The organism is Streptomyces sp. GbtcB7, from assembly GCF_019091445.1.
GTDB lineage: Bacteria > Actinomycetota > Actinomycetes > Streptomycetales > Streptomycetaceae > Streptomyces > Streptomyces mirabilis.
The window spans coordinates 231,405-252,157 of record NZ_JAGXJM010000012.1 but is presented as its reverse complement, the minus strand read 5'-3'; the positions used below and the strand labels follow the sequence as shown (position 1 = coordinate 252,157).

The 20,753-nt window shown below is 69.1% G+C and carries 19 protein-coding genes and 1 pseudogene; 10 read left to right on the top strand and 10 right to left on the bottom strand.

The genetic code is table 11. The features are described from left to right. The first annotated feature begins 10 nt into the window (after nt 1-10). The 3 genes and pseudogenes from KVT44_RS21560 to KVT44_RS58165 all read left to right on the top strand — a co-directional run. Nucleotides 11-1,225, top strand: coding sequence for a cytochrome P450 (locus KVT44_RS21560; RefSeq protein ID WP_217568186.1), 1,215 nt, complete (start codon nt 11-13; stop codon nt 1,223-1,225). A 224-nt stretch (nt 1,226-1,449) separates the two neighbouring features. Continuing rightward, nucleotides 1,450-2,292, top strand: a complete 843-nt coding sequence (locus KVT44_RS21555) for a YhjD/YihY/BrkB family envelope integrity protein (RefSeq protein ID WP_217568185.1) — start codon at nt 1,450-1,452, stop codon at nt 2,290-2,292. 70 nt (nt 2,293-2,362) lie between these two features. Further along, nucleotides 2,363-2,515 (top strand): annotated as a pseudogene (locus tag KVT44_RS58165) ((2Fe-2S)-binding protein); the annotation flags it as partial. 353 nt (nt 2,516-2,868) lie between these two features. On the opposite strand, the gene KVT44_RS21550 reads toward KVT44_RS58165, so the two are convergent. From KVT44_RS21550 to KVT44_RS21540, 3 genes are all read right to left on the bottom strand, one after another. Continuing rightward, the gene (locus KVT44_RS21550; RefSeq protein WP_217568184.1) at nt 2,869-3,960 is read right to left on the bottom strand and encodes a PP2C family protein-serine/threonine phosphatase; all 1,092 of its coding nucleotides are present in this window, start codon (nt 3,958-3,960) and stop codon (nt 2,869-2,871) included. Between the two features lie 123 nt (nt 3,961-4,083). Continuing rightward, nucleotides 4,084-4,368, bottom strand: coding sequence for a hypothetical protein (locus KVT44_RS21545; RefSeq protein WP_190172193.1), 285 nt, complete (start codon nt 4,366-4,368; stop codon nt 4,084-4,086). A gap of 163 nt (nt 4,369-4,531) precedes the next feature. After that, nucleotides 4,532-5,287: a hypothetical protein gene (locus KVT44_RS21540; protein WP_190172194.1), complete on the bottom strand. Its 756-nt coding sequence runs from the start codon at nt 5,285-5,287 to the stop codon at nt 4,532-4,534. A gap of 176 nt (nt 5,288-5,463) precedes the next feature. Between KVT44_RS21540 and KVT44_RS21535 the strand changes: the two genes are divergently transcribed. Then, a complete protein-coding gene (locus KVT44_RS21535) occupies nt 5,464-5,850 on the top strand; it encodes a hypothetical protein (RefSeq protein ID WP_217568183.1) in 387 nt (128 codons plus the stop codon). 53 nt (nt 5,851-5,903) lie between these two features. Here the strand turns inward: KVT44_RS21535 and KVT44_RS21530 are convergent, their stop codons facing one another. Continuing rightward, complete coding sequence (locus KVT44_RS21530; protein WP_217568182.1) at nt 5,904-8,339, bottom strand: SpoIIE family protein phosphatase; 2,436 nt, start codon at nt 8,337-8,339, stop codon at nt 5,904-5,906. Between the two features lie 550 nt (nt 8,340-8,889). On the opposite strand from KVT44_RS21530, the gene KVT44_RS21525 reads away from it, so the two are divergent. Together KVT44_RS21525 and KVT44_RS21520 are read left to right on the top strand one after the other, a co-directional pair. Further along, complete coding sequence (locus tag KVT44_RS21525; RefSeq protein ID WP_217568181.1) at nt 8,890-9,534, top strand: CBS domain-containing protein; 645 nt, start codon at nt 8,890-8,892, stop codon at nt 9,532-9,534. A gap of 431 nt (nt 9,535-9,965) precedes the next feature. Then, nucleotides 9,966-10,976: a hypothetical protein gene (locus KVT44_RS21520; protein ID WP_217568180.1), complete on the top strand. Its 1,011-nt coding sequence runs from the start codon at nt 9,966-9,968 to the stop codon at nt 10,974-10,976. A 114-nt stretch (nt 10,977-11,090) separates the two neighbouring features. On the opposite strand, the gene msrA is transcribed toward KVT44_RS21520, so the two are convergent. Next, nucleotides 11,091-11,807, bottom strand: coding sequence for a peptide-methionine (S)-S-oxide reductase MsrA (msrA, locus tag KVT44_RS21515; protein WP_217568179.1), 717 nt, complete (start codon nt 11,805-11,807; stop codon nt 11,091-11,093). 91 nt (nt 11,808-11,898) lie between these two features. Continuing rightward, the gene (locus KVT44_RS21510; RefSeq protein WP_217568178.1) at nt 11,899-13,017 is read right to left on the bottom strand and encodes a hypothetical protein; all 1,119 of its coding nucleotides are present in this window, start codon (nt 13,015-13,017) and stop codon (nt 11,899-11,901) included. A 234-nt stretch (nt 13,018-13,251) separates the two neighbouring features. On the opposite strand from KVT44_RS21510, the gene KVT44_RS21505 reads away from it, so the two are divergent. Beyond that, nucleotides 13,252-14,406, top strand: coding sequence for a cystathionine gamma-synthase (locus tag KVT44_RS21505; protein ID WP_217568177.1), 1,155 nt, complete (start codon nt 13,252-13,254; stop codon nt 14,404-14,406). A 22-nt stretch (nt 14,407-14,428) separates the two neighbouring features. Here the strand turns inward: KVT44_RS21505 and KVT44_RS21500 are convergent, their stop codons facing one another. The 3 genes from KVT44_RS21500 to KVT44_RS21490 all read right to left on the bottom strand — a co-directional run bounded on the left by KVT44_RS21500 (nt 14,429) and on the right by KVT44_RS21490 (nt 15,979). After that, nucleotides 14,429-14,677: a hypothetical protein gene (locus tag KVT44_RS21500; protein WP_099920923.1), complete on the bottom strand. Its 249-nt coding sequence runs from the start codon at nt 14,675-14,677 to the stop codon at nt 14,429-14,431. Nucleotides 14,678-14,735: 58 nt separating this feature from the next. Continuing rightward, entirely contained in the window at nt 14,736-15,260 is a 525-nt protein-coding gene (locus tag KVT44_RS21495; RefSeq protein WP_190172201.1) for a sigma factor-like helix-turn-helix DNA-binding protein, read from the bottom strand. Nucleotides 15,261-15,475: 215 nt separating this feature from the next. After that, entirely contained in the window at nt 15,476-15,979 is a 504-nt protein-coding gene (locus KVT44_RS21490) for a MarR family winged helix-turn-helix transcriptional regulator (RefSeq protein ID WP_099920922.1), read from the bottom strand. A gap of 165 nt (nt 15,980-16,144) precedes the next feature. On the opposite strand from KVT44_RS21490, the gene ilvA reads away from it, so the two are divergent. The 3 genes from ilvA (at nt 16,145) to KVT44_RS21475 (ending at nt 19,484) form a co-directional block, all read left to right on the top strand. Continuing rightward, entirely contained in the window at nt 16,145-17,374 is a 1,230-nt protein-coding gene (ilvA, locus tag KVT44_RS21485) for a threonine ammonia-lyase (RefSeq protein WP_099920921.1), read from the top strand. Nucleotides 17,375-17,580: 206 nt separating this feature from the next. Further along, entirely contained in the window at nt 17,581-18,633 is a 1,053-nt protein-coding gene (locus tag KVT44_RS21480; protein WP_217568176.1) for an ATP-binding cassette domain-containing protein, read from the top strand. Beyond that, entirely contained in the window at nt 18,630-19,484 is an 855-nt protein-coding gene (locus KVT44_RS21475) for an ABC transporter permease (RefSeq protein ID WP_190172202.1), read from the top strand. The genes KVT44_RS21480 and KVT44_RS21475 overlap by 4 nt, the downstream gene beginning before the upstream one ends. A 108-nt stretch (nt 19,485-19,592) precedes the next feature. Here the strand turns inward: KVT44_RS21475 and KVT44_RS21470 are convergent, their stop codons facing one another. Continuing rightward, nucleotides 19,593-20,270 carry a GAP family protein gene (locus tag KVT44_RS21470; RefSeq protein ID WP_099920918.1) on the bottom strand — a complete coding sequence of 226 codons (678 nt, stop codon included), beginning with the start codon at nt 20,268-20,270 and terminating at the stop codon, nt 19,593-19,595. Nucleotides 20,271-20,753 lie beyond the last annotated feature (483 nt).

Genomic DNA, 20,753 nt, shown 5'->3' with positions numbered 1-20,753 from the left:
GGAAAGCGACATGACCACGACCGAGACCCCCGACATCCTGCCCCGGATCCTCGACTACGCGAACCGGGCCGACCCGTACCCGCTCTACGCCGAGCTGCGCAAGACGCCGGTGGCCCTGCAGGAGGACGGCAGTTACGTCATCAGCACCTACCGCGAACTCAGCGGCATCCTGCACGACCCGCACCTGAGCTCCGACGTCCGCAACCTGACGCATCCGATGCCCGCGATGCAGGAACGCGCCACGCCGTCGTTCATCAACCTCGACCCGCCCGAGCACGACCGTCTGCGGCGCCTGGCGATGCGTCACTTCGGCCCCCCTCACACCCCGGGCCTCGTGACCGGCATGGAACCCGACCTGACCGCCATCGTCGCCGGTCTGATCGACGACTTCGCGGGCAAGCAGCGGATCGACGTCGTCGACGACTTCGCCTACCCGTTCCCCGTCACCGTGATCTGCCACCTGCTCGGTGTGCCGCGCGAGGACGAACCACGGTTCCACGTGTGGGTGAACGCCATCATCGACTCGATCGACTACAACCCCAAGACCGACCCGCAGGAGAAACTGGACAACGGCGTACAGGCCACCAAAGACCTGCGCCACTACCTCGGCGGGCTGCTGGAACAACGCCACGGCCACCCCGGCGACGACCTCCTGACACGGCTGGCCAACGACGACGGGCCCGACGGGCGGATGACCGACGCCGAGATCGTCAGCACCGCCAACCTGCTGCTCATCGCCGGCCACGAGACCACCGTCAACCTCATCACCAACGGCATGCTGACGCTGCTGCGCCGCCCTGACGTGCTGCAACGCCTGCGCGCCGAACCGGACCTGGTCGTACCGCTGGTCGAGGAACTGCTGCGCTACGAGCCCCCCGTGCACATCATTCCGTGGCGGGCGGCGTACAGCGACATCTCCGTCGGCGACACCGTCATCCCCAAGGGCTCGAAGATCATGCTCATGCTCGCCTCGGGCAGCCGCGACCCGGACCGCTTCCACGATCCCGACCGCTTCGACCCCGATCGCCGGGACAACCAACACCTGGGTTTCGGCAGTGGCATCCACCTGTGCTTCGGCGGCCCGATGGCCCGACTGGAAACCCAGATCGCCCTGACCGCACTGGTACGCCGCCTGGCCGACCCCACCCTGGTGACCGACCCACCCCCGTACCGCCCCAGCCCCGTCCTACGAGGCCCCATCCACCTGCTCATCGACCAGAACTGACACCGCGCTCGAACACCGACACGGCGCTCGAGCCCGGCAGGTGGCCGCTCGTGTCGCCCCTCAGCGGTCCGGCGACCGTCCGTTAGGCTCGCGTCGTCCCACAGGTCCCGATCTTCACGGAGGGCAGCACGGCGGGGATCAACCGAGAGCGCCTCGTCAGAACGCTGACCTTCTGGCTGCGTCCCGCTTTCGCCCTGCGGGTCATCAACCGGTTTCAGAAGATCGTGGGTTTCGACCGCTCGATGGCCCTGGCGTCCAGCGCCTTGACGGCATTGGTCCCGCTCTCCATTCTCCTCGGCGCCGTCCTCGGCAACTTCGTGCACTACGACGCCGCAGAGCGGATCATCAAGCGCTACAACCTCACCGGAGCGGGCGCCACGGCAGTCAACTCCCTCTTCTCTCCTGCCGAAGGCACCAGTGCGAGCGTGGGCATCTTCGGGGTCGTGTTTCTGACGATCTCGGTGCTGAGTTTCGCGCGAGCCGTGCAGCGACTCTTCGAACAGGCATGGGAACTCAAGCCTCTCAGCGTGCGCAACACGCGCAACGGCCTGTGGTGGATCCTCACTCTCGGCGGCTACGGGGTGGTCACCGCGACGCTCTCCGCGCTCCTTGGCGGGGGCGCGCTGGGTCTGGCCGCCTCCGTGTGCCAGGTACCGGTGACCGCCGCGTTCCTTGTCCGGAGCGGCCGGATCCTGTCGGCGAAGCGGATCAGCCGGCCGGACCTGCTCCCCTTCGGCGTCACCGCCGCCGTTCTGACGGTGGCCTATTCGGTGGGCGCGTCCATCTACATGCCGCGCCTCTTCAACTCCTCCGCCGCGCGCTACGGGGTGGTCGGCGCCGTCTTCGCGATGATCTCCGCCCTCTTCGCGGCCATGCTCGTCCTGGTCGCCTCGGCGGCACTGGGACGAGAAGTACGGGACGAGCTCAGCCGGATCCGCCAGGGCCACCGCCCTTCCGACCACGAGGTCCACCGACAGTGGGACAGCGTGGTCGAGCAGACTCGGTCACGGTGGCGGACGGCACGGGAACAGGTTTCTCACCATCAGATCAAAGGCCCGAACCACTGAGTGGGCGGGCACTTCCGGTTGCGGGGCCCGATGGGCGGACAGGGCTCGAACCAAGGACTTCTGGTGGGATCTCGATCTCACGGGCTCGAAGAAGGGCTGCGACCAGGGCGCCTGTGGTGCCTGCACGGTGTGGGTCGACGGGCGCGGAGTGCCGGCGTGTCTGACGCCGGCGATCACGTGCGAGGGCCGTGAGGTGACCACCATCGAGGGGCTGGCCGACGGTGCGGCAACCTGTACCGCTGCGCGGCCTGTCCCACCATCCGCGCGGCCATCAGGGACGTGCGCGACCGAGCGGGGGCCGCGTTGCGGTTCTTCCAGGGCGTACAGCGTGCGGCCCACTGGTCGGGGCAGCGAATGGTTTTCGACCGCCCTCCGCGAGGCGACGTGGCTTGAGAGTTCCGTTGAGGAACCACTTCCATGGCACCGTGACCGTGGCACCGATGGACTCGGCTCTGTCTTCCCAGTGGCGGAAGTCGGCTGTTACAGCTGACCGCCCCCTCTCCGACCCGAGGTGATGGGCTCGGCGAGGTGCCATCGCCATCGAAGGCCGGAGCGCCACTGGCGGACGCTCATCGGTCATGAGTTGTCGGGTGCATGGGTGATGGCCAGCAGCGCCATGTCATCAGTTCTTCGGCCACCGGTGTGTCGGCACTGGTCGGCGATCAGAGCGTCAAGAAGAGCATCCGGGCCGGCATGGAGATGTCCCGTGCACGTGCCGATGGGGTCGAAGAAGGTACCCGTCTCGTCCCGTGCTTCCGTGAGTCCATCGGTGTAGAGCAGCAGACTGGCCCCTTCGGGGAACGTCACCGTGTCGACGCACTCAGGGCCGGCGTCGAGGGCACCCAAGCCCAGGGGTAAACCTCGCCTACCGGGCTCGACATACTGCACCGTGTCTCCCAGGAGCAGCAGGGGCGCCGGGTGGCCGCGGTTGATCAGCCGAACTTCGTTGCCCCGCCGGGGGAACTCGACCAATACGCCTGTGATGAACCCTTCGAGCTCGGTCAGGATCCCTGACTGCTGAGTGTCGAGGACGACGGCCTGCTCCAGCCGTTCCAGGAGACCGGTCAGGGTGGGCTCGTGCAGGGCCGCCTCTCGAAAAGTCCCGATGCCGACAGCGACCGCCCTGACTGCCCCTATCCCCTTGCCACGCACATCGCCGATCACGCAGCGCACGCCGAACGGAGTGTCGACCACTACGTAGAGGTCCCCACCGATCTGCGCATCCGCCCGAGCAGCCTCGTAACGTGCAGCAAAGCGCAGCGGACCCACTCTGTCCGGAGGGTGTGGCAGGACAGCACGCTGAACAGTCGCCGCAATGTCACGTACGGACTCCAACTGCGCTTTCCGGTGGTACAAGACGCGATTGAGGAAGCTCGCGATCACGGTCACTGTCGCAACCATGATCAGCTCGCTGATCGCGATCGCACTCCGGCGATAGCCGAAATACCAGAACATCATCCAGTCGATGAGGAGCGCAAACACCCCAGTGAGGACGGTGCCCCGCAGAGACAGCAGAGGAGCGGCTGACAAGATCGCAGCCGCATAGAGGGCCGCAGCGCTGACGGTACGGGGCGTGCTGAGGTCGATCAATACGGCAAGCAGAAGCAGGATGGCCGGCAGGAGGCGGCTCCACTGCCCCGCCCACTTCCACGCTCCCAGCCGTGCCACGTGTAGCTCCTGATGTTGCTGGGCTCCTGGTCGGCTCAGGCTAGCCGCCCCCTATTCGCCCCGCTCTCCACGCCACCCGACACGCTTACGCCGTGCCATCTCATGTGGCCGGCCCGAACGCTGTCATGCGGAAGCCACCACCTCGCCGGCCATGACCTGGGGAGGGTTGGGGAGCAGTGACGCAAGGTTGTCCCGCACGAAGTCCGCAGCCCTCGAGATCGATTCGTCGGCACCGGCCCGGTCCTGGAAGACGCTGGTCGAGACCATCGCTCCGTCCCCGGTATCGATCCAGTAGTAGGCCACGAAGCCGGGGACCTGGCGCATGAGCGGCACGAACCCCTCGTTCACGAGACGTGCGGCCTCGCCCGAATCGGTCACCCCTTCGTACCGCCGGATCGCTGCATACATCGCCAAACTCCTCACGGCCTTCTGGGTTCGTCCTCTGCTGAGACGTCGTACCCCTGCGACGGCCGCCCGGCTCATGAGGCGTCCGGCAATCACCTGAAGGGCCGCCTTGGGCGATCCGAACGGCGGTAGGGCTGGTCCGGCGTTTGTTCTGTGGGTGGGCCGTTCATGTGGCGGGCCAGGTGCCGAGTGCGTGGGCCAGTCGGTCGCTCTGCTCTCGGGTGATGCCCTGGGCCAGGTGAGTACCACACCGCGGACTCATGGACTCGTCGCAGCGCAGGATTCCGTGGAAGGGCTCCTGGCTGCCCGAGAGCGGGGAGGCGGCAGGAAGCGTCCACTCAGCCGGCTCCCACAAGGGGTGGTCCGCGAGGAGCGCTTCGGCGAGGGACGGCGCCTGCGTTGCGGGGAGCCCGACTTGCGCCAGCGCGTCGCCGAGTATGTCTGCGGCGTCCTCGGGCATGTCCTGGTCGCCGAGCGTCGGCAGCAGGAGGAGCAGGCGTGCGCACTCGGCGTGGACTCCCGGGGCGTTGAGGTCGGGCGTGCGGGCGATGTGGTGGAGCTCTCGCCAGGAGAGTCCCGGGCCGGCCTGGTGGCCGCCGAGGGTGGCCAGGTGGCCGTGCCGTCCCCACTCGGGGTGGGTGATGAGGTACTCCGTTCCCGGATCCTCGGGAATGTTGCAGCCGAGGACCATCGCGGTGTGGTCGCCCGCGAACGGGATCCGGAAGACAGGCCACTGGTCCTCGTCGCCCAGTGCGTCGAAGGCCGCGTCGGCATCGGCCCCGTCGACACCGAACCACGCCGGGACGGGGTCGTACTCCTCTGTCTGGCTCAGCCACATCAGGTAGGCCGCCCAGAAGCCCGGCAGCGTCAGCAGTTCCTCCCCGGCGACAACGGGGGCGTTCTCGAATCCCTCTATCAGCACCGGTCCAGGCTCTCACCCGCCTACGACAGTCCGTGGAGAACCAGGTGACCGCTGGACACCGCTATTCGTCAACTGCCGCGCCGGGCGTCCAAGAGGTCGTGAGCGAGGCTTGATGGACCGTGCCAAGCTGTGCGCACAAACCCCTTCGGGAGGCCGACTTTGGAGGAGTGACGCCCATGAGAGTGGTCTCCGACCCCGGGTACGCCGAAGTGGATCTCTCCGCATCGGCGGAGGAACTGACCTGGTTGGCAAGCGCGGTGGCCAAGGGCGAGGGGTTGCTCAGCTCCACCTCTTCGCCCGGCAGCGGCGCCCTGGCCGGGATCGAGGTCCTGAAGAGTTCCGGCCCCGGCGTTCTCATCCGCCGGGATGCCGAGCGGCAGATCCTTGTGATCAGCGGTGACTCTGCCGGCAGGGCAGTACTCGCGGAGAATCTGCGGGCCTTGGCCACTGACGAGGACGGCGGCCACCTCCACATCGACTACTTCCCCGGGCACTTCTACCTGGCCGAAGGGTCACTGCCCCTGGTGGTCAACAGCCCGCACGGAGGCATGCCGACCCGCTGAGTGGGCAGTTGGTCGCTGCTTTCGCTGCTTTCGCTGCTTTCGCTGATTGCGGGTCATGCGCGCGGCAGAGGCTGCTCCGTCCAGACGGTCTTGCCGTCGTGGCTGTAGCGGGTGCCCCACCGCTCCGTGAGCTGCGCGACCAGGAAGAGCCCGCGTCCGCCCTCGTCCGTGCTGAGGGCCCGTCGGAGGTGAGGCGAAGTGTGGCTGGCGTCCGACACCTCACAGATCAGACAGTGCGTACGGATGAGGCGCAGGGTGATGGGGCCGGCCGCGTACCGGTAGGTGTTGGTGACGAGCTCGCTGGCGACCAACTCGGTGGTGAAGGACAGTTCCGTCAGCCCCCATTCGGTCAGTTTCGCCGTGGCCAGCTCCCTGGCACGGGCGGGGGCGGTCGCTTCCAGGGGCAGCTGCCAGGTGGCGACATCCTGTGGCGGCAGCACCCGGGTACGGGCGATGAGCAGTGCGACGTCGTCGGTGGGGAGGTGCTCCTTCGGCAGCAGCGCTTCGACCACGGCGTGGCAGGTGCTGTCCAGAGGATCGGCAACGTGGGTGAGACATTCGTCCAGGTGCTCCAGCGCGGCGTCGATGTCGCCGTTGCGCGCCTCTAGAAGACCGTTGGTGTAGAGCGTGAGCAGGCTGCCCTCGGGGAGGTCGAGGTCGTACGTTTCGAATGGCAGCCCGCCCAGACCCAGCGGTGGACCCGCGGGCAGGTCGAGCACGGTCACCTCGCCGTCCGGGGTGGACAGGATCGGTGCCGGGTGACCGGCGCGTGCCAGCGAGCAGTGCCGGGAGACCGGATCGTAGACCGCGTACACACAGGTGGCCCCGAGCATCTGCTCCACTGTGGACCCGCTGTCGTCGGCGTTCGCCTCCAGCTCGGCGGCCAGCAGACTGACCAGATCGTCCAGCCGTGCCACCACCTCGTCCGGTTCCAGGTCGAGGCTGGCCAGGGTGCGCACGGCGGCGCGCAGGCGGCCCATGGAGGCCGCGGCGTGGAGCCCGTGGCCGACCACGTCTCCCACGACGAGTGCGACCCGGGCCCCTGACAACGGGATCACGTCGAACCAGTCACCGCCGATGCCCGGTTCACCACTCGCCGGGAGATATCGGCAGGCCACCTCGACCGCCGGCAGGTCGGACGCCGCGCTCGGCAGCAGACTGCGCTGCAGAGTCAGAGCGGCGCTCTGCTGCTGGGTGAAGCGGCGCGCGTTGTCGATGCAGACGGCCGCACGCGAGGAAAACTCATGGGCTACCGCGGCATCGTCGTCCTCGAAAGGCTCCGAATGGCGTACTCGCCACAGGCTCACCACGCCCAGTACCAGGCCGCGAGCCACCAAGGGCACCACGATCAGCGAATGAACGCCGAGACCCATGGCTATCTCGATCCGCCGCCGGTCCATGGCGTACCACTCGGGGCGGAGGGACAGCAGCCGGTCGAGAATCGGGCGGCGCTCGGCCAAGCACCGCGCCTGCGGGGAGTCCGGAAGGAGCGGGACCACCTCGCCCTCCTGGTACGGGACCCGGCGTTCCGGGGGGGAGAGGGCCACTCGGAGCAGCGGACCTCTCACACCTGGGGGTGGTTCGTCTCCAAGTGTCACCGGCTTCAGAAGGTCCACCGAGCAGTAGTCGGCGAGGCCGTGGGCGGCCACCTCGGCCAGTTCCCGGGCCGTCTGTGCCACGTCCAGTGAGGTTCCGATGCGGGCGCTCGCCTCGTTCAGCAGGGCGAGCCTGCGCTGGGCCCGGTGGCGGTCGGTCACGTCCTCGATCGTCTCGGCCACGCCGAGAACCCGGCCCGCGGGGTCTTCCATCCGGAACGCCGAGACGGACACGATCCGGTCCCGGCCCGGATCATGGCGTGCCCTGGCCGACTGCTCCGTGAAGATCAACGGCTCGCCGGTCTCCAGGACGTGCCGTACCCGCTCTTCGGTCGGACCCGCGTCCTCGTCGACCATGAATTCGCGAGGGCGACGGCCCACCGGCGCCTCGGCCGGGACACCGCTTGCCTTCTCGACCGCACGGTTGACCCGAATCACTCTGCTGTCCGGGCCGTAAGTGACCAGACCGATGGGGGACCGGCGGTACAGGCCGTCCAGCAGCGCGCGGTCCCGCTGCCAGGCGATGACCTCCGCGGCGGGGGCTCCGACCAGGACCCACTCCTGACCGTCCCCGTCCCGAGTGACCGCGCGGGCCCGGAAACCCATCTCCACCCGCCGTCCGTCGCGGTGTCGGACGGGCAGGACCCCGAACCAGCCCCCCGTCCTCATGGCGTCCACGACGACGGACCGCACGACAGGCAGGTCACGGGCGTCCACCAGCAACTCCTGCCACGCCCGTCCGATCACTTCCTTGGCCGGATAGCCCAGCAGCTCCTGTGCCCGTGTGCTCCAGCCGACCACGTCGCCTCGATCGTCGAGCACGGCCGAGGCGCCGCGGCCGAGGGCGAACGGATCCTCAGAACTCTCGCTGAAATGCATCGACGGCATCCCCATAGCCACCACCTTGCCTATGTGACTCCGATGTTCCTCCCCGCGCTCTCCGTTCGCGACCTTCCCGTTCCTCTCGGCCCGGCAGGACGACCCGGCCGTGGCACCGCGCCAATGACGATCAACGTCATGGCCGGTCGGGCCGGACTCAGGCTGGTTCGGCCACTTCTCCGATACCTCCGGAGCCGACGCGACGCCCGTCGGGCAGGACGCCCCCCAGTTGCTTTCGGACTGGGTACTCAGCTTGACCCCCGTCCCACCTGTGCCGCAGTGGCCCGCCGGGTTCTTGTCGAGGTGGTGCTGGTGACTGCTCTCGCTTGACCAGGATGGGTGTTTTGGCCCGCGCTGTCGGCTGCTCAGCGCTCGACGAAGCGAGTCGGCCATGCGGTGATCGGCTCGCTGGACGCCGCCGTGGGACCGCCGGCCCTTCCCGTCAGGCCGAACGTCACTGGCCGCCGGAGCGGCGCGGTGCTGTCATGGGTAGGGAGACGGGCGTGGACGAGCGGCCGCGGAGGCCGGGGCGCCGCCCCGTCGAGAAGCGGAGGAGGCCGATGCCATGCTGCACCGCCGCACGGTCGGTGACGTGATGACCGAGGAGGTCATCACCCTCCGCCCCAACACACCGTTCCACGAGATCGCCGCCCTGCTGGACGCGAACGACATCGTCGCGGCCCCGGTCATCGACGACGAGGGCGCCCCCATCGGCGTCGTGTCCGCGTCCGACGTGCTGCGGCGCGAGACCGGCATGCCCGATCCGCAGGGGCAGGGCGGGAACGACGAGCGTGCCTGGGGCAAGGCCCGGGCCCGGACCGCGAGCGCGCTCATGAGCAGCCCCGTCTTCACCGCCCGTGCCGATTGGACAATCCCCCGGGCCGCGCGGGAACTCCGCAGGCGGCACGTCAAGCAGCTGCCGGTGGTCGGCGACCATGGGCTCCTCACCGGCATCGTCAGCCGCAGCGACCTGTTGGACACTTTCATCCGCTCCGACGTTGAGATCCGCGGCGAGGTCGAGCGGGACGTCCTGGGGCGCATCCTCGGCCTGGAAGAGGGCACCGTCGCGGTCGAGGTCCGGGACGGGGACGTTACCCTGCGGGGTCACGTCCCGGAACCGCGTCTCGTCCCGGTGGTCGTGGGCCTGTGCCAGGGCGTCGACGGTGTCGTCGCCGTGGACTCCCACCTCGCGGCCACCCGGGCGGACTAGTCACTGGTGACTTCGCGGGCCGGAGCGATGCGCAACGCGTCGCCCGGCTGCCGGGTGTTCACGACGTAGTCGTTCACGGGACGAACGAGGGCGTATTCCTGCCCGGGCGCGTCAACATGGCGGGGAAGACACTGACGAACTTCGAGGTGCATCCGAACAACGTCGTGGACGCGATCCGGAGCAATCCCAATTATCGTGGCGGGCCCGTTCGTCTCATCTCATGCCATTCCGGTGCTGACGCAAGGCCGCCAGAGTTGCCACTCGCACAGTCCGTGGCCAATGAGCTGGGCGTTCCCGTGTACGCCCCCACGGACAAGGTGGGCACTTCACCCGACCTGGGCCTCAATCAGACCCCCACGATCGGTAACAATGGCTACTGGCGCACCTACCTGCCTGTGTCCCACTGAGCCCACGGTTCGACTGGAGAGAAGATGATCAAGCGAGTGGGCTTCTACCGGGAGCTCGGCGGCCATGGCGACCCGTCGGCGTCGGCTTCCGCCCCTTCGCTCCGCGATGCGGTCAGGGCTGCCGGGGAATGGGACGAGGACCAGATCGTCGCCTACCTAGAATCTGCCACCGAGATCTACTCCACCATGGGGGCGGAGCGGGACGTCATCACGGGTGATGACTGGATCCCTGGCGCCGGATCGCTGGTCACGGACGGATCGTGGCTGTGGCTGGTCGAGCTCGCCCACTACGTACGCAACCACCACATGGCTCTTCTTTCTGATTTCGTCGACCACATCCGAGCCAACGGCTACGTAAGCCCGTCGCTGTCTCACGAGCAGTCCCTCAAGATCTTCAACGAGTACTTCGACCGGGACGCCTCGCACGGCGCCACCGCACCACGCTCGACCCTGAGGCCGTTCTTCACGTGGTACCTGCCGGCACTGACCAGCACGTCAAGCGCTGCACTGATCAAGCAGCTCGGAGCAGCCGGCCTCTCGGTCGCGCATCCACTCACGGATGTGCTTTTCGGTTTCCGCGAGACGGTGGAAGGCCGGAAAGGGCCGCTCATGGGCGGTCCCGACGTACTGGCCGCGTCCTTGGCCGACGGCCAGTACCGCGACGTCGAGTTCCAGTGCTGGATGGGGTACGACCAGTCCCTCGCAGCACATGTACGACGGATCGACCAGGCAGCCCAGAAGGTCACTTTCCAGATCGCCGACGTCCCCGAAGCCGATCGCGAAGATGCCGTTGCCGCGCTGGTACGAACGCTGGACCAGGACGCGGCGCACTGCCTCGGATTCGTCGTCGACCGCATCGGCACATCCGGTGAACAGGACTGGGATCGCGTCCTGGTGGGTCACGGGGGGCAACTGGCCGTCTTGCCGGACATCGTTGGGATTCGGCGGGAGCGCCTGTCCGCGCATCCCGAGTTCGCCGCCGCGCACTGCACGGAGTACGGTCCGCTCGCGGTCTTCCACCGTCCGGAGCGATGAACTCTGCCTGACCATAGACGGCGGGGTTGGCCATTGATCGCTCGACGAGGTGCCGACCGACCGTGGCATCGTGGACGATTCGGCGACGCCACGTCCGGTCGATGATCTTGCGGGCTACTGCTCGGTGGATTCCGGTGCCGGAGCAACCCCCGTCGGGCAAGACGCTCCCCAGTTCGTCGCGAACGGGTCACTTAGCTTGACCCCCGTCCCGCCCAGCCCGCAGTACCCGTCCGGGTTCTTGTCGAGGTACTGCTGGTGATAGCCCTCGGCAGGGTAGAAGGTGCGGCCTTCCGCGGGGAGGAGTTCGGTGGTGATGGTGCCGTAACCGGAGGAGGTCAGGACCTTCTGGTAGGCGTCGCGGGAGGCGGCCGCCGTGGCTGCCTGGGCAGGGGTGTGGGTGTGGATGGCGGAGCGGTACTGGGTGCCGACGTCGTTGCCCTGGCGGAAGCCCTGGGTCGGGTTGTGCGACTCCCAGAAGACCTGGAGGAGGCGCTCGTAGGAGATCAGGCCGGGGTCGTGGACCACGCGGACGACCTCCGTGTGGCCGGTCAGGCCCGAGCAGACCTCCTCGTACGTGGGGTGCTCGGTGAAGCCGCCCTGGTAGCCCACCAGGGTCGTGTACACGCCCGTCGGGAGCTGCCAGAACTTGCGCTCGGCGCCCCAGAAACAGCCCATGCCGAAGTCGGCAATCTCCAGGCCCTCGGGGTAGGGGCCGAGGAGGGGGTTGCCGAGGACGGTGTGCCGGTCGGGGACCGTGAAGATCGGCTCCGGGCGGCCGCGCAGTGCCTGTTCGGCGGTCGGGAGCTGAGGGGTACGGCTGTGCAGGAACATACGGTCTCCACGGGGTCACAGGGGCACGGGGCTGGGGCGCCGTGGTGTTCAACGGGTGAGCCCCGGTCGGGATTCCGGGGCTCGTACGCCCTCAGCGGGGCAGTGACGCCGGCGTTCCGCCGTTCGCCTCGTAGCCCGCCACCGCCAGGGCGCGGTAGAGCGCGTAGTCCGCCGCGGGATCGGGTGTGAGGGTCCAGGGGAGGGCGCCCACGTGGCCGTCCACGTGCACCAGCTGATTCATGGCCTCCGCCCAGCGCTCGCCGCGGACCAGGAAGAGCACCAGGAGGTGGCGCACGTGAGCCAGCATCGGGTCGTCGGGGCGGGCCGCGTGCACCGCGTAGAGCGCGCCGTGGACCGCCTTGGTGACGACCTCGCTCTGGTAGAAGCCGCGGACCAGGTTCACCTCGGGGAGGTGCTCGAAGACCGCGAAGAGGGGCATGGCGGCCAGCAGGGAGCCCTGAGGGGCGCGGGCCGCCGCGGCCTCCGCGAAGGAGTACGCCACCTCGCGCGAGCCGTGCCACTTCTCGCACCAGTAGTGCAGGGCCGCCAGATGCGCGCCCATGTGGGCCGGCGCGCGGTCCAGGATCTTCAGCCAGAGCGCCTCGAACTCCGGCCGGGGGTAGGCGAGTCCGCGGGCCACCGACAGCTCGATGATGTACGGGACCGGGTCACCGGGGGAGAGCAGGGCCGCCTCGCCGCATGCCGTCCTCGCCTCCTCCATGATGATCCGGAACTCGTCCGTCCCCGGCGTCGACGTCCGCCACGCCTGCTGGACCAGGAACTCCGCGTGCACCGCCGCGCCGCCCGCGTCCTTGGGCTTCTCGGCCCGCCACACCCGCAGCCACTGCCCGCCCGGCGTCTCGCTGACCCCGCCCGGACGCTGCTGCAGCTCCAGGGACGCGGCGCCGGCGAAGGCCTGCACCCGCTGCCAGCGCGTCTCGCCCGAGATCTCCGTGCCCGCCAGGAGCTGCGAGGCCGCTTGGTACTCCTGCGTGCGCTGCACCAGGTCCAGGACGTCCAGGAGGTCCCCGTCCGGTCCGGGCATGCGGATGTCCAGCTCCTCCTGACGCAGGAATCCGTAGTTCGCCGGGTCCGCCGCGTCCGGGTCGCCGGGCGAGACCAGCTGTATGCCGGTGCGCCTGCGCCTGAGGACCGGCAGCAGGACCAGGCTGAACATGGCCAGCGCCATCAGGACCCAGAGAATCTCCATGCCTCAAGCGAACCAGACGGGTCCGACAATTGGCCAACCCGGTCCGGTTCCGATCCGGTCCAGGCCCGGATCGGAGACCACCAGGCGCCCCCGCGCGCAGACCACGACGTACCCCCGCGCAGTCCACGAGGTACCCCCGCACAGACCACGAGGTACCCCCGCGACAGCCCGTGAGGCGCCCCGCACAGGCCGTGCGCCGCCATCAGGCCCGCGGGCGCACTACGCTCGGGACCCATGAGCGACAGGCACATCAGTCAGCACTTCGAGACCCTCGCGATCCACGCGGGCAACACCGCCGATCCCCTCACCGGCGCGGTCGTCCCGCCGATCTACCAGGTCTCGACCTACAAGCAGGACGGCGTCGGAGGGCTGCGCGGCGGTTACGAGTACAGCCGCAGCGCCAACCCCACCAGGACCGCCCTGGAAGAGAACCTCGCCGCCCTGGAGGGCGGTCGTCGCGGCCTCGCGTTCGCGTCCGGACTGGCGGCCGAGGACTGCCTGTTGCGTACGCTGCTCAACCCCGGCGACCACGTGGTCATCCCGAACGACGCGTACGGCGGTACGTTCCGCCTCTTCGCGAAGGTCGTCTCGCGGTGGGGCGTCGAGTGGTCCGTGGCCGACACCAGCGACCCGGCCTCCGTACGCGCCGCCCTCACGCCGAAGACCAAGGTCGTGTGGGTGGAGACCCCCTCCAACCCGCTTCTCGGCATCACCGACATCGCCGCCGTCGCGCAGATCGCGCGTGAGGCGGGCGCCCGGCTCGTCGTCGACAACACCTTTGCCACCCCCTACCTGCAGCAGCCGCTCGCGCTCGGCGCGGACGTCGTCGTGCACTCGCTGACCAAGTACATGGGCGGGCACTCGGACGTCGTCGGCGGCGCGCTGATCGTCGGCGACCAGGCGCTCGGCGAGGAGCTGGCGTACCACCAGAACGCGATGGGCGCGGTCGCCGGGCCCTTCGACTCCTGGCTGGTGCTGCGCGGCACCAAGACGCTCTCGGTGCGCATGGACCGGCACAGCGAGAACGCCACCAAGGTCGCCGACATGCTCACCCGGCACGCGCGCGTGACCCGCGTTCTCTACCCGGGCCTCCCGGAGCACCCCGGTCACGAGATCGCCGCCAAGCAGATGAAGGCGTTCGGCGGCATGGTCTCCTTCCAGGTCGAGGGCGGCGAGGAAGCGGCCGTCGAGGTCTGCAACCGCGCCAAGGTCTTCACCCTCGGTGAGTCCCTGGGCGGCGTGGAGTCCCTGATCGAGCACCCCGGGCGCATGACGCACGCGTCCGCCGCCGGCTCGGCCCTGGAGGTCCCCGCCGACCTCGTCCGCCTCTCCGTGGGCATCGAGAACGTCGACGACCTGCTCCAGGACCTGCAGCAGGCTCTCGGCTAGATCCAGCGTTGGCCCCTCGGGGTCACCAGCCCGTCAGCGGTGGGGTCGTCTGCGAAGGCGGCTCCACCCAGGGACGGGCCATGGACGCCCACACCACGAAGGCGACGGCCGCGGCGAACAGCAGCAGCCACATCACCCGCCGGGCCAGCGTCCTGCGGCGCAGCATCCGGCTCCCGCGGCGCACGACGTCCGCGTACAGGTCGGGCGGCACGGTGGGCGGCTTCTGCTCCAGCAGCCGCCGTACGTTCGCCTCGCGCTCGGGCAGGTTCACGACCGCACCACCAACCTCACGACCGCACCACCGTGCTTCACGACCGCACCACCGTGCTTCATGACGGCACCACCTTCGCCATGGTCGGCGCCGGTCCGCGCGGCGGGTGCAGCAGTGTCGTCATCGCCCGGGCACAGATCGCCCGCACCCGTTCCACGGGGAGCCCGAGCAGGGCCGCCGTCTGTTCCTCGGCGACCCCCTCGTACATCCTCAGGACCAGGACCAGCCGCTCCTGGGGCGTCAGCCGGGCCAGGACGGCGACGGAACCGGAGCCGGAGCCCGAGGGGGACGGGGCTGGGCGGGAGCGTCCCAGGGCGCCGTACTGGTGCCACGCCCCGCGCGCGAAGCGGACGGCCAGCTGCTGGCGGGCCCGGTCGTACGGGTCCTCACCGCGCAGCCGGTCCCAGGAGGCGTACGTGTGGGCCAGTGCCAGCGTCAGCAGGCGCCGCGCGCGCGGGTTGGCGTTCGGCGGCTCCGCGGTGAGCAGTGTGGCGGCATGCAGCAGCCGCCCTGCCGCGCCCGCGACGAACGCCTCGAACTCCCGGGCGCGGCGGGCGTTTTGGAACGCGCGCCGTTCTCGCACCACGCCTCCCGCCCGAGGACGACCCTGACGGAACCAAGGGCCCGGCCGTGTACGACGGGCCGCACCGTGTGCGACAAGGACCCGGTCTCATATGAGGCCAGACGCGGCCCCGCGGTCAAGAGTCCGGCGGGCACACACGTGTGAAGCCGGAAGGACACGCGCGGGTGAAGCCGCAAACACACGCGCGTGTGAAGGCTCAGGAAGCGCCGGGACGGTCAGGAAGCCGGCTGCTCCCCCGCCACGCCCCCCGTCGTGGCCATCCGGGACGAGAGCGCGCTGTTGAAGCGCGTGAGGAGCGAGCAGAAGGCCTCGCGCTCCTCCGGCGCCCAGTCGTGGGTCAGCTCGGCCATCAACTGACGCCTGGAGGAGCGCACTTCGTCGAGGCGGGACTGCCCGCGCGGCGACAGCTGGAGCACCACGGCGCGTCCGTCCTCGGGGTGCGAGGTCCGCTTGACCAGACCGGTGTCGACCAGCGGCGCCACCTGCCGGGTGACCGTCGAGGAGTCGATGCCCATGCTCGCGGCGAGCGCCTTGACGCCCATCGGGCCTTCCTTGTCGAGGCGGTTGAGCAGCAGGTATGCGGCGCGGTCCATGGAATTGCGGACCTGCCCCACCCCGCCGAGCCGGGTCTGTTCGGCACGGCGCGCGAACAACGCGACCTCGTGCTGAAGCGTGTCGAGGAGACCGGTGTCACCGACGGTCGTCATGTCCATCGACATTTCTGGTGTTGTGGGCATGGCCGGGGGCTCAATTCATGCGTGGGGAGCTGGGTTGGGGGAAAGGGTACGCGGCCCGGACGCGGGTCGTACCGACGCTGAGTAAAACCGGTCTCGGCCCGTGGTCACACCAGGAGTCCTCGGGTGTGAACTGGGAGACTGGTGGTCATGAGCTACAGCACGGCCGACTCCTTGCCCAGGGTGACTCTGGACGACGTACGAGGCGCCCAGAAGATGCTCACGGGCGTGGCGCGGACGACCGCGATGGAGGGCAGCAGGTACCTGTCCCAGCTGGTGGGCGCCCCGGTGCACTTCAAGTGCGAGAACCTCCAGCGCACCGGTTCGTTCAAGCTGCGTGGCGCGTATGTGCGGATCGCCGGGCTGCTTCCGGAGGAGCGCGCCGCGGGTGTGGTCGCGGCCAGCGCGGGCAACCACGCGCAGGGCGTCGCCCTCGCCTCCTCGCTGCTCGGCGTGCGCTCCACGGTCTTCATGCCGACCGGCGCCCCGCTGCCGAAGATCGCGGCCACCCGTGACTACGGCGCCGAGGTGAGGCTGCACGGTCAGGTGGTCGACGAGACGCTGGCCGCCGCGCAGGAGTACGCGGCCGAGACGGGCGCGGTGTTCATCCACCCCTTCGACCACCCCGACATCATCGCGGGTCAGGGCACGGTCGGCCTGGAGATCCTGGAGCAGTGCCCCGAGGTGCGCACGATCGTCGTCGGGATCGGCGGCGGGGGGCTGGCCGCGGGTATAGCGGTCGCGGTGAAGGCGCTGCGCCCCGATGTACGGATCATCGGCGTGCAGGCGGCGGGTGCGGCGGCGTATCCGCTCTCGCTGGCGGCAGGGCGCCCGGTGTCGATCGACAACCCGTCGACGATGGCCGACGGCATCAAGGTCGGACGGCCCGGCGATGTGCCGTTCCGGATCGTCGAGGAGCTGGTGGACGAGGTCCGCACGGTGTCGGAGAGCCATCTGTCGAGCGCGCTGCTGCTCTGTCTGGAGCGGGCCAAGCTGGTCGTCGAACCGGCGGGCGCGAGCCCCGTCGCGGCGTTGCTGAGCGAGCCCGGGGCCTTCGAGGGCCCGGTCGTCGCGCTGCTGTCGGGCGGCAATGTGGACCCGCTGCTGATGCAGCGCATCCTGCGCCACGGCATGGCCGCGAGCGGCCGCTACCTCGCGGTCACGCTGCGGCTGACGGACCGTCCCGGCGCTCTGGCCACACTTCTGGGGGTGTTGTCAGTGGCGGACGCTAACGTCCTCGATGTGAGCCACGTACGGACCGATCCCCGGCTCGGGCTCACGGAGGTGGAGGTCGAGCTGCACCTGGAGACGAAGGGTCCGGAGCACTGCGCCGAGGTCGGCCGCGCCCTGCGCGAGGCCGGCTACACGGTCATCGACTGATCGACTGACATCCATCGTCCGAGGTCAGGGCCCCTGTCCTCGAACCTCGGAAAAACCTGTTGAGTAACGCGATACATCGCGTTACGGTGTGCCATGCCCAGTCCTCGCCCGGCCTCTCGCTGCGCTCGTCGCAGCCTGTGAGGCGGACGAGACGGGCAAAGGTAAGAAGTTACCGTGAAAATTCCCCAACGACGTGGAGAACTCACATGCCAGGCGCCATCTATGCCGAAGGCCTGGTGAAGACCTTCGGTGACGTAAGGGCTCTGGACGGCGTCGATCTCGATGTCCCGGAAGGCACCGTCCTGGGCCTGCTGGGACCGAACGGCGCGGGCAAGACGACCGCCGTCCGCTGTCTGACGACCCTCCTGCGGCCCGACAGCGGCAAGGCGATCGTCGCCGGCGTCGACGTGCTCAAGCACCCCGACGCGGTACGGCGCAGGGTCGGTCTCTCCGGACAGTTCGCGGCCGTCGACGAGTACCTGACCGGCCGCGAGAACCTCCAGATGGTCGGCCAGCTCTACCAGATGAGGGCGAAGGCCGCGAAGGTCCGCGCGGCCGAGCTCCTCGAGCAGTTCAACCTGACGGAGGCCGCCGACCGCCCCGCGAAGACGTACTCGGGCGGTATGCGCCGCCGGCTCGACCTGGCCGCCGCGCTGGTCGTCTCACCGCCGGTGATGTTCATGGACGAGCCGACGACCGGCCTCGACCCGCGCAACCGGCAGCAGCTGTGGGAGGTCATCAAGCAGCTGGTCTCCGGCGGTACGACCCTGCTGCTGACCACGCAGTATCTGGAAGAGGCCGACCACCTCGCGCACGACATCTGCGTGGTCGACCACGGCCGTGTGATCGCCCGCGGCACCGCCGACCAGCTCAAGGCGCAGACCGGCGGCGAGCGCGTAGAGGTCGTCGTGCACGAGCGTGAGCACATAGCGACGGCCTCGGAGGTGCTCCGGGGATTCGGCAAGGGCGAGACGACCGTCGAGGAGCACACCCGCAAGCTCACCGTGCCCGTCACCGGCGGCGCGAAGCTCCTCGCGGAGGTCATCCGCGAGCTGGACAGCCGCGGCATCGAGATCGACGACATCGGGCTGCGCAGGCCCACGCTCGACGACGTCTTCCTCTCCCTGACCGGACATGTCGCCGAGGTGAAGGACGAGGAGAACGGGGTGGCGGGCGACGCGAGGGGCCGCAAGCCGAAGAAGGACCCCGCGAAGGACCCGGCGAAGAACGAAACCGCGCAGACGGAGGCCACGAAGTGAGTGCCGTGACAGAGTCCGTCCCCGCGGCGGCCCCCCAGGGCGCCGTAGTCCAGTCCGTGCGCGACTCCCTGGTCATCGCCCGGCGGAACGTGATCCGCATGACCCGGATTCCCGAGATGGTCATTTTCGGGCTGATCCAGCCGATCATGTTCGTGGTGCTGTTCAGCTACGTGTTCGGCGGCTCGATCAACGTCCCGGGTGCGGGCCTCAGCCCCTCCGGATACCGCGAGTTCCTGATGGCCGGCATCTTCGCGCAGACCGTCACCTTCGCCACCGCGGGCGCCGGAGCGGGCATCGCCGACGACATGCACAAGGGCCTCATCGACCGCTTCCGCTCGCTGCCCATGGCGCGCGGCGCGGTCCTGACCGGCCGGACCCTCGCCGACCTGGTGCAGACGGCCCTCACCTTGGTGGTCCTCGCGGTCGTCGCCGTCCTGGTCGGCTGGCGCACGCACGAGAACTTCGGCAAGGTGCTGGCCGGATTCGGCCTGCTGCTCCTGCTCGGCTACGCGTTCTCGTGGATCGGCGCGCTGATCGGCCTGTCCGTACGCACCCCCGAGGCGGCCACCTCCGGCGGCCTGATCTGGCTGTTCCCGCTGACGTTCATCTCGAACGCGTTCGTGCCGTCGGAGAACATGCCCGCGTTCTTGCGGACCATCGCGAACTGGAACCCCTTCAGCGCCACCGTGCAGGCCTGCCGCCAGCTCTTCGGCAACCTCCCGGCGGGCTATCCGGTGCCGGACGCCTGGCCCATGCAGCACCCGGTGTGGGCATCGTTGCTGTGGTCCGTGCTGATCGTCGTGGTGTTCCGAACGCTCGCGGTACGCAAGTACCGCCGGGCAGACGCTTGATCACGCTTCTTCACTGCGCCCCCTGCATGGCCGCCGACTAGGCGCAGCCTGACCAGGCAAGGATTGACCAGAGGCCCCGGCAGACGCCGGGGCCTCTGTCGTTGCCTGTCAGGAGGTGAGGATGGAGATGCCGTCTCCGAGCAGTTTCAGCCCGAGAACGAAGAACAGGACTCCCATCACGGCGACATTGTGCTGGGCTGCCCAGTCTTTCCAGCTGCCGAGCGTGGTTCTGGCTCGCTCTCCTCCGAGTAGGAAGACTCCCAGTGGGGCCAGCAGGCCGAGGGTGGCGATCAGGACGAAGATCGCCAGCGATGCGATCTCCTGCCCGACCGGCAGTCCGGCTGAGCCGATGGAGGCGGCCGCGGCGATGGTCAGCGGGGCGTTCTTGGCGTTGAGCGCGGCCAGGGCCAGTCCGAGTCCGAAGACCTTGACCGGCGTGAGGCGGTCGATCGCGCCCATCCACTTCGGCAGCTGGGCTTGTGAGGCATCCTTCGGCCGCCGGTGCCACAGCCGGGCGCCGAAGAGGACGAGGAGCACGCCCAGGGCGAGCTTGAGGGCCCCCACCCAGGTGGCCGGGTGATTGTGGGCGGAGGCACCTGCGGGGGAGGCGATCGCCAGCATCACGGCGCCCAGTGCCGAGAGCCCCACGATCCAGCCGACGGTGAAGAGGGGGCCGTTGAGACGTCCCCGTGGCGTGGCGAGTATGAGGATGATGGCGATGATCGGGAGCGGACTGATCGCGACGCCGGCCGCAAGACCCAGCACGTCACCGAGAACTTTGCCCATGATTACCTCCTGGTGGATGGGTCAGGTCGGCGATCGAGTTGAGCAAGGCTTGGTGCGAGTGGGTGACCCGACTACCTGTGCGGCCGGCTGTGGGACTGTCGTGGACCTACGCCGGAACCGCTGGGGGGTCCTGAGCCGGGGGCGCAGCCGTCCCGGAAGTGGTCGTCATGAACGCCGAACTCCTCGGCACGGCCTTGGGAAAGCGGCTGCCCGGGAACGTGACGACGACCGACTCGGCAAGTTCCCGTTCCATCTTCCTGCGCCTTTCGGGATCTGTCCTCGGGAGCTCCTCGGAGCGCGGGAGCTCTGGCCTCGGCCGGAGTGCGAGGCGGTGTGTGTGGATCCAGGATTGGTGGTGAGGGCGATGGCGCCTCATATCCGAGCGCCTGGCGACCCTCGGTTCGATCCGTGGCAGGAGAATCTCACGATGACTGCGACGACAGGTGCAACCCCGGCTCACCCCGAGCGCCCGGGCAGGTCGGA

Bases quoted from the DNA above. Each gene is read 5' to 3' on its own strand.
- KVT44_RS21560 (WP_217568186.1), top strand. From the start codon at position 11: ATGACCACGACCGAGACCCCCGACATCCTGCCCCGGATCCTCGACTAC.
- KVT44_RS21545 (WP_190172193.1), bottom strand. From the start codon at position 4,368: ATGTATGCAGCGATCCGGCGGTACGAAGGGGTGACCGATTCGGGCGAG.
- KVT44_RS21535 (WP_217568183.1), top strand. From the start codon at position 5,464: ATGAGAGTGGTCTCCGACCCCGGGTACGCCGAAGTGGATCTCTCCGCA.
- KVT44_RS21530 (WP_217568182.1), bottom strand. From the start codon at position 8,339: ATGGGGATGCCGTCGATGCATTTCAGCGAGAGTTCTGAGGATCCGTTC.
- KVT44_RS21525 (WP_217568181.1), top strand. From the start codon at position 8,890: ATGCTGCACCGCCGCACGGTCGGTGACGTGATGACCGAGGAGGTCATC.
- KVT44_RS21520 (WP_217568180.1), top strand. From the start codon at position 9,966: ATGATCAAGCGAGTGGGCTTCTACCGGGAGCTCGGCGGCCATGGCGAC.
- msrA (WP_217568179.1), bottom strand. From the start codon at position 11,807: ATGTTCCTGCACAGCCGTACCCCTCAGCTCCCGACCGCCGAACAGGCA.
- KVT44_RS21510 (WP_217568178.1), bottom strand. From the start codon at position 13,017: ATGGAGATTCTCTGGGTCCTGATGGCGCTGGCCATGTTCAGCCTGGTC.
- KVT44_RS21505 (WP_217568177.1), top strand. From the start codon at position 13,252: ATGAGCGACAGGCACATCAGTCAGCACTTCGAGACCCTCGCGATCCAC.
- KVT44_RS21490 (WP_099920922.1), bottom strand. From the start codon at position 15,979: ATGTCGATGGACATGACGACCGTCGGTGACACCGGTCTCCTCGACACG.
- ilvA (WP_099920921.1), top strand. From the start codon at position 16,145: ATGAGCTACAGCACGGCCGACTCCTTGCCCAGGGTGACTCTGGACGAC.
- KVT44_RS21480 (WP_217568176.1), top strand. From the start codon at position 17,581: ATGCCAGGCGCCATCTATGCCGAAGGCCTGGTGAAGACCTTCGGTGAC.
- KVT44_RS21470 (WP_099920918.1), bottom strand. From the start codon at position 20,270: ATGGGCAAAGTTCTCGGTGACGTGCTGGGTCTTGCGGCCGGCGTCGCG.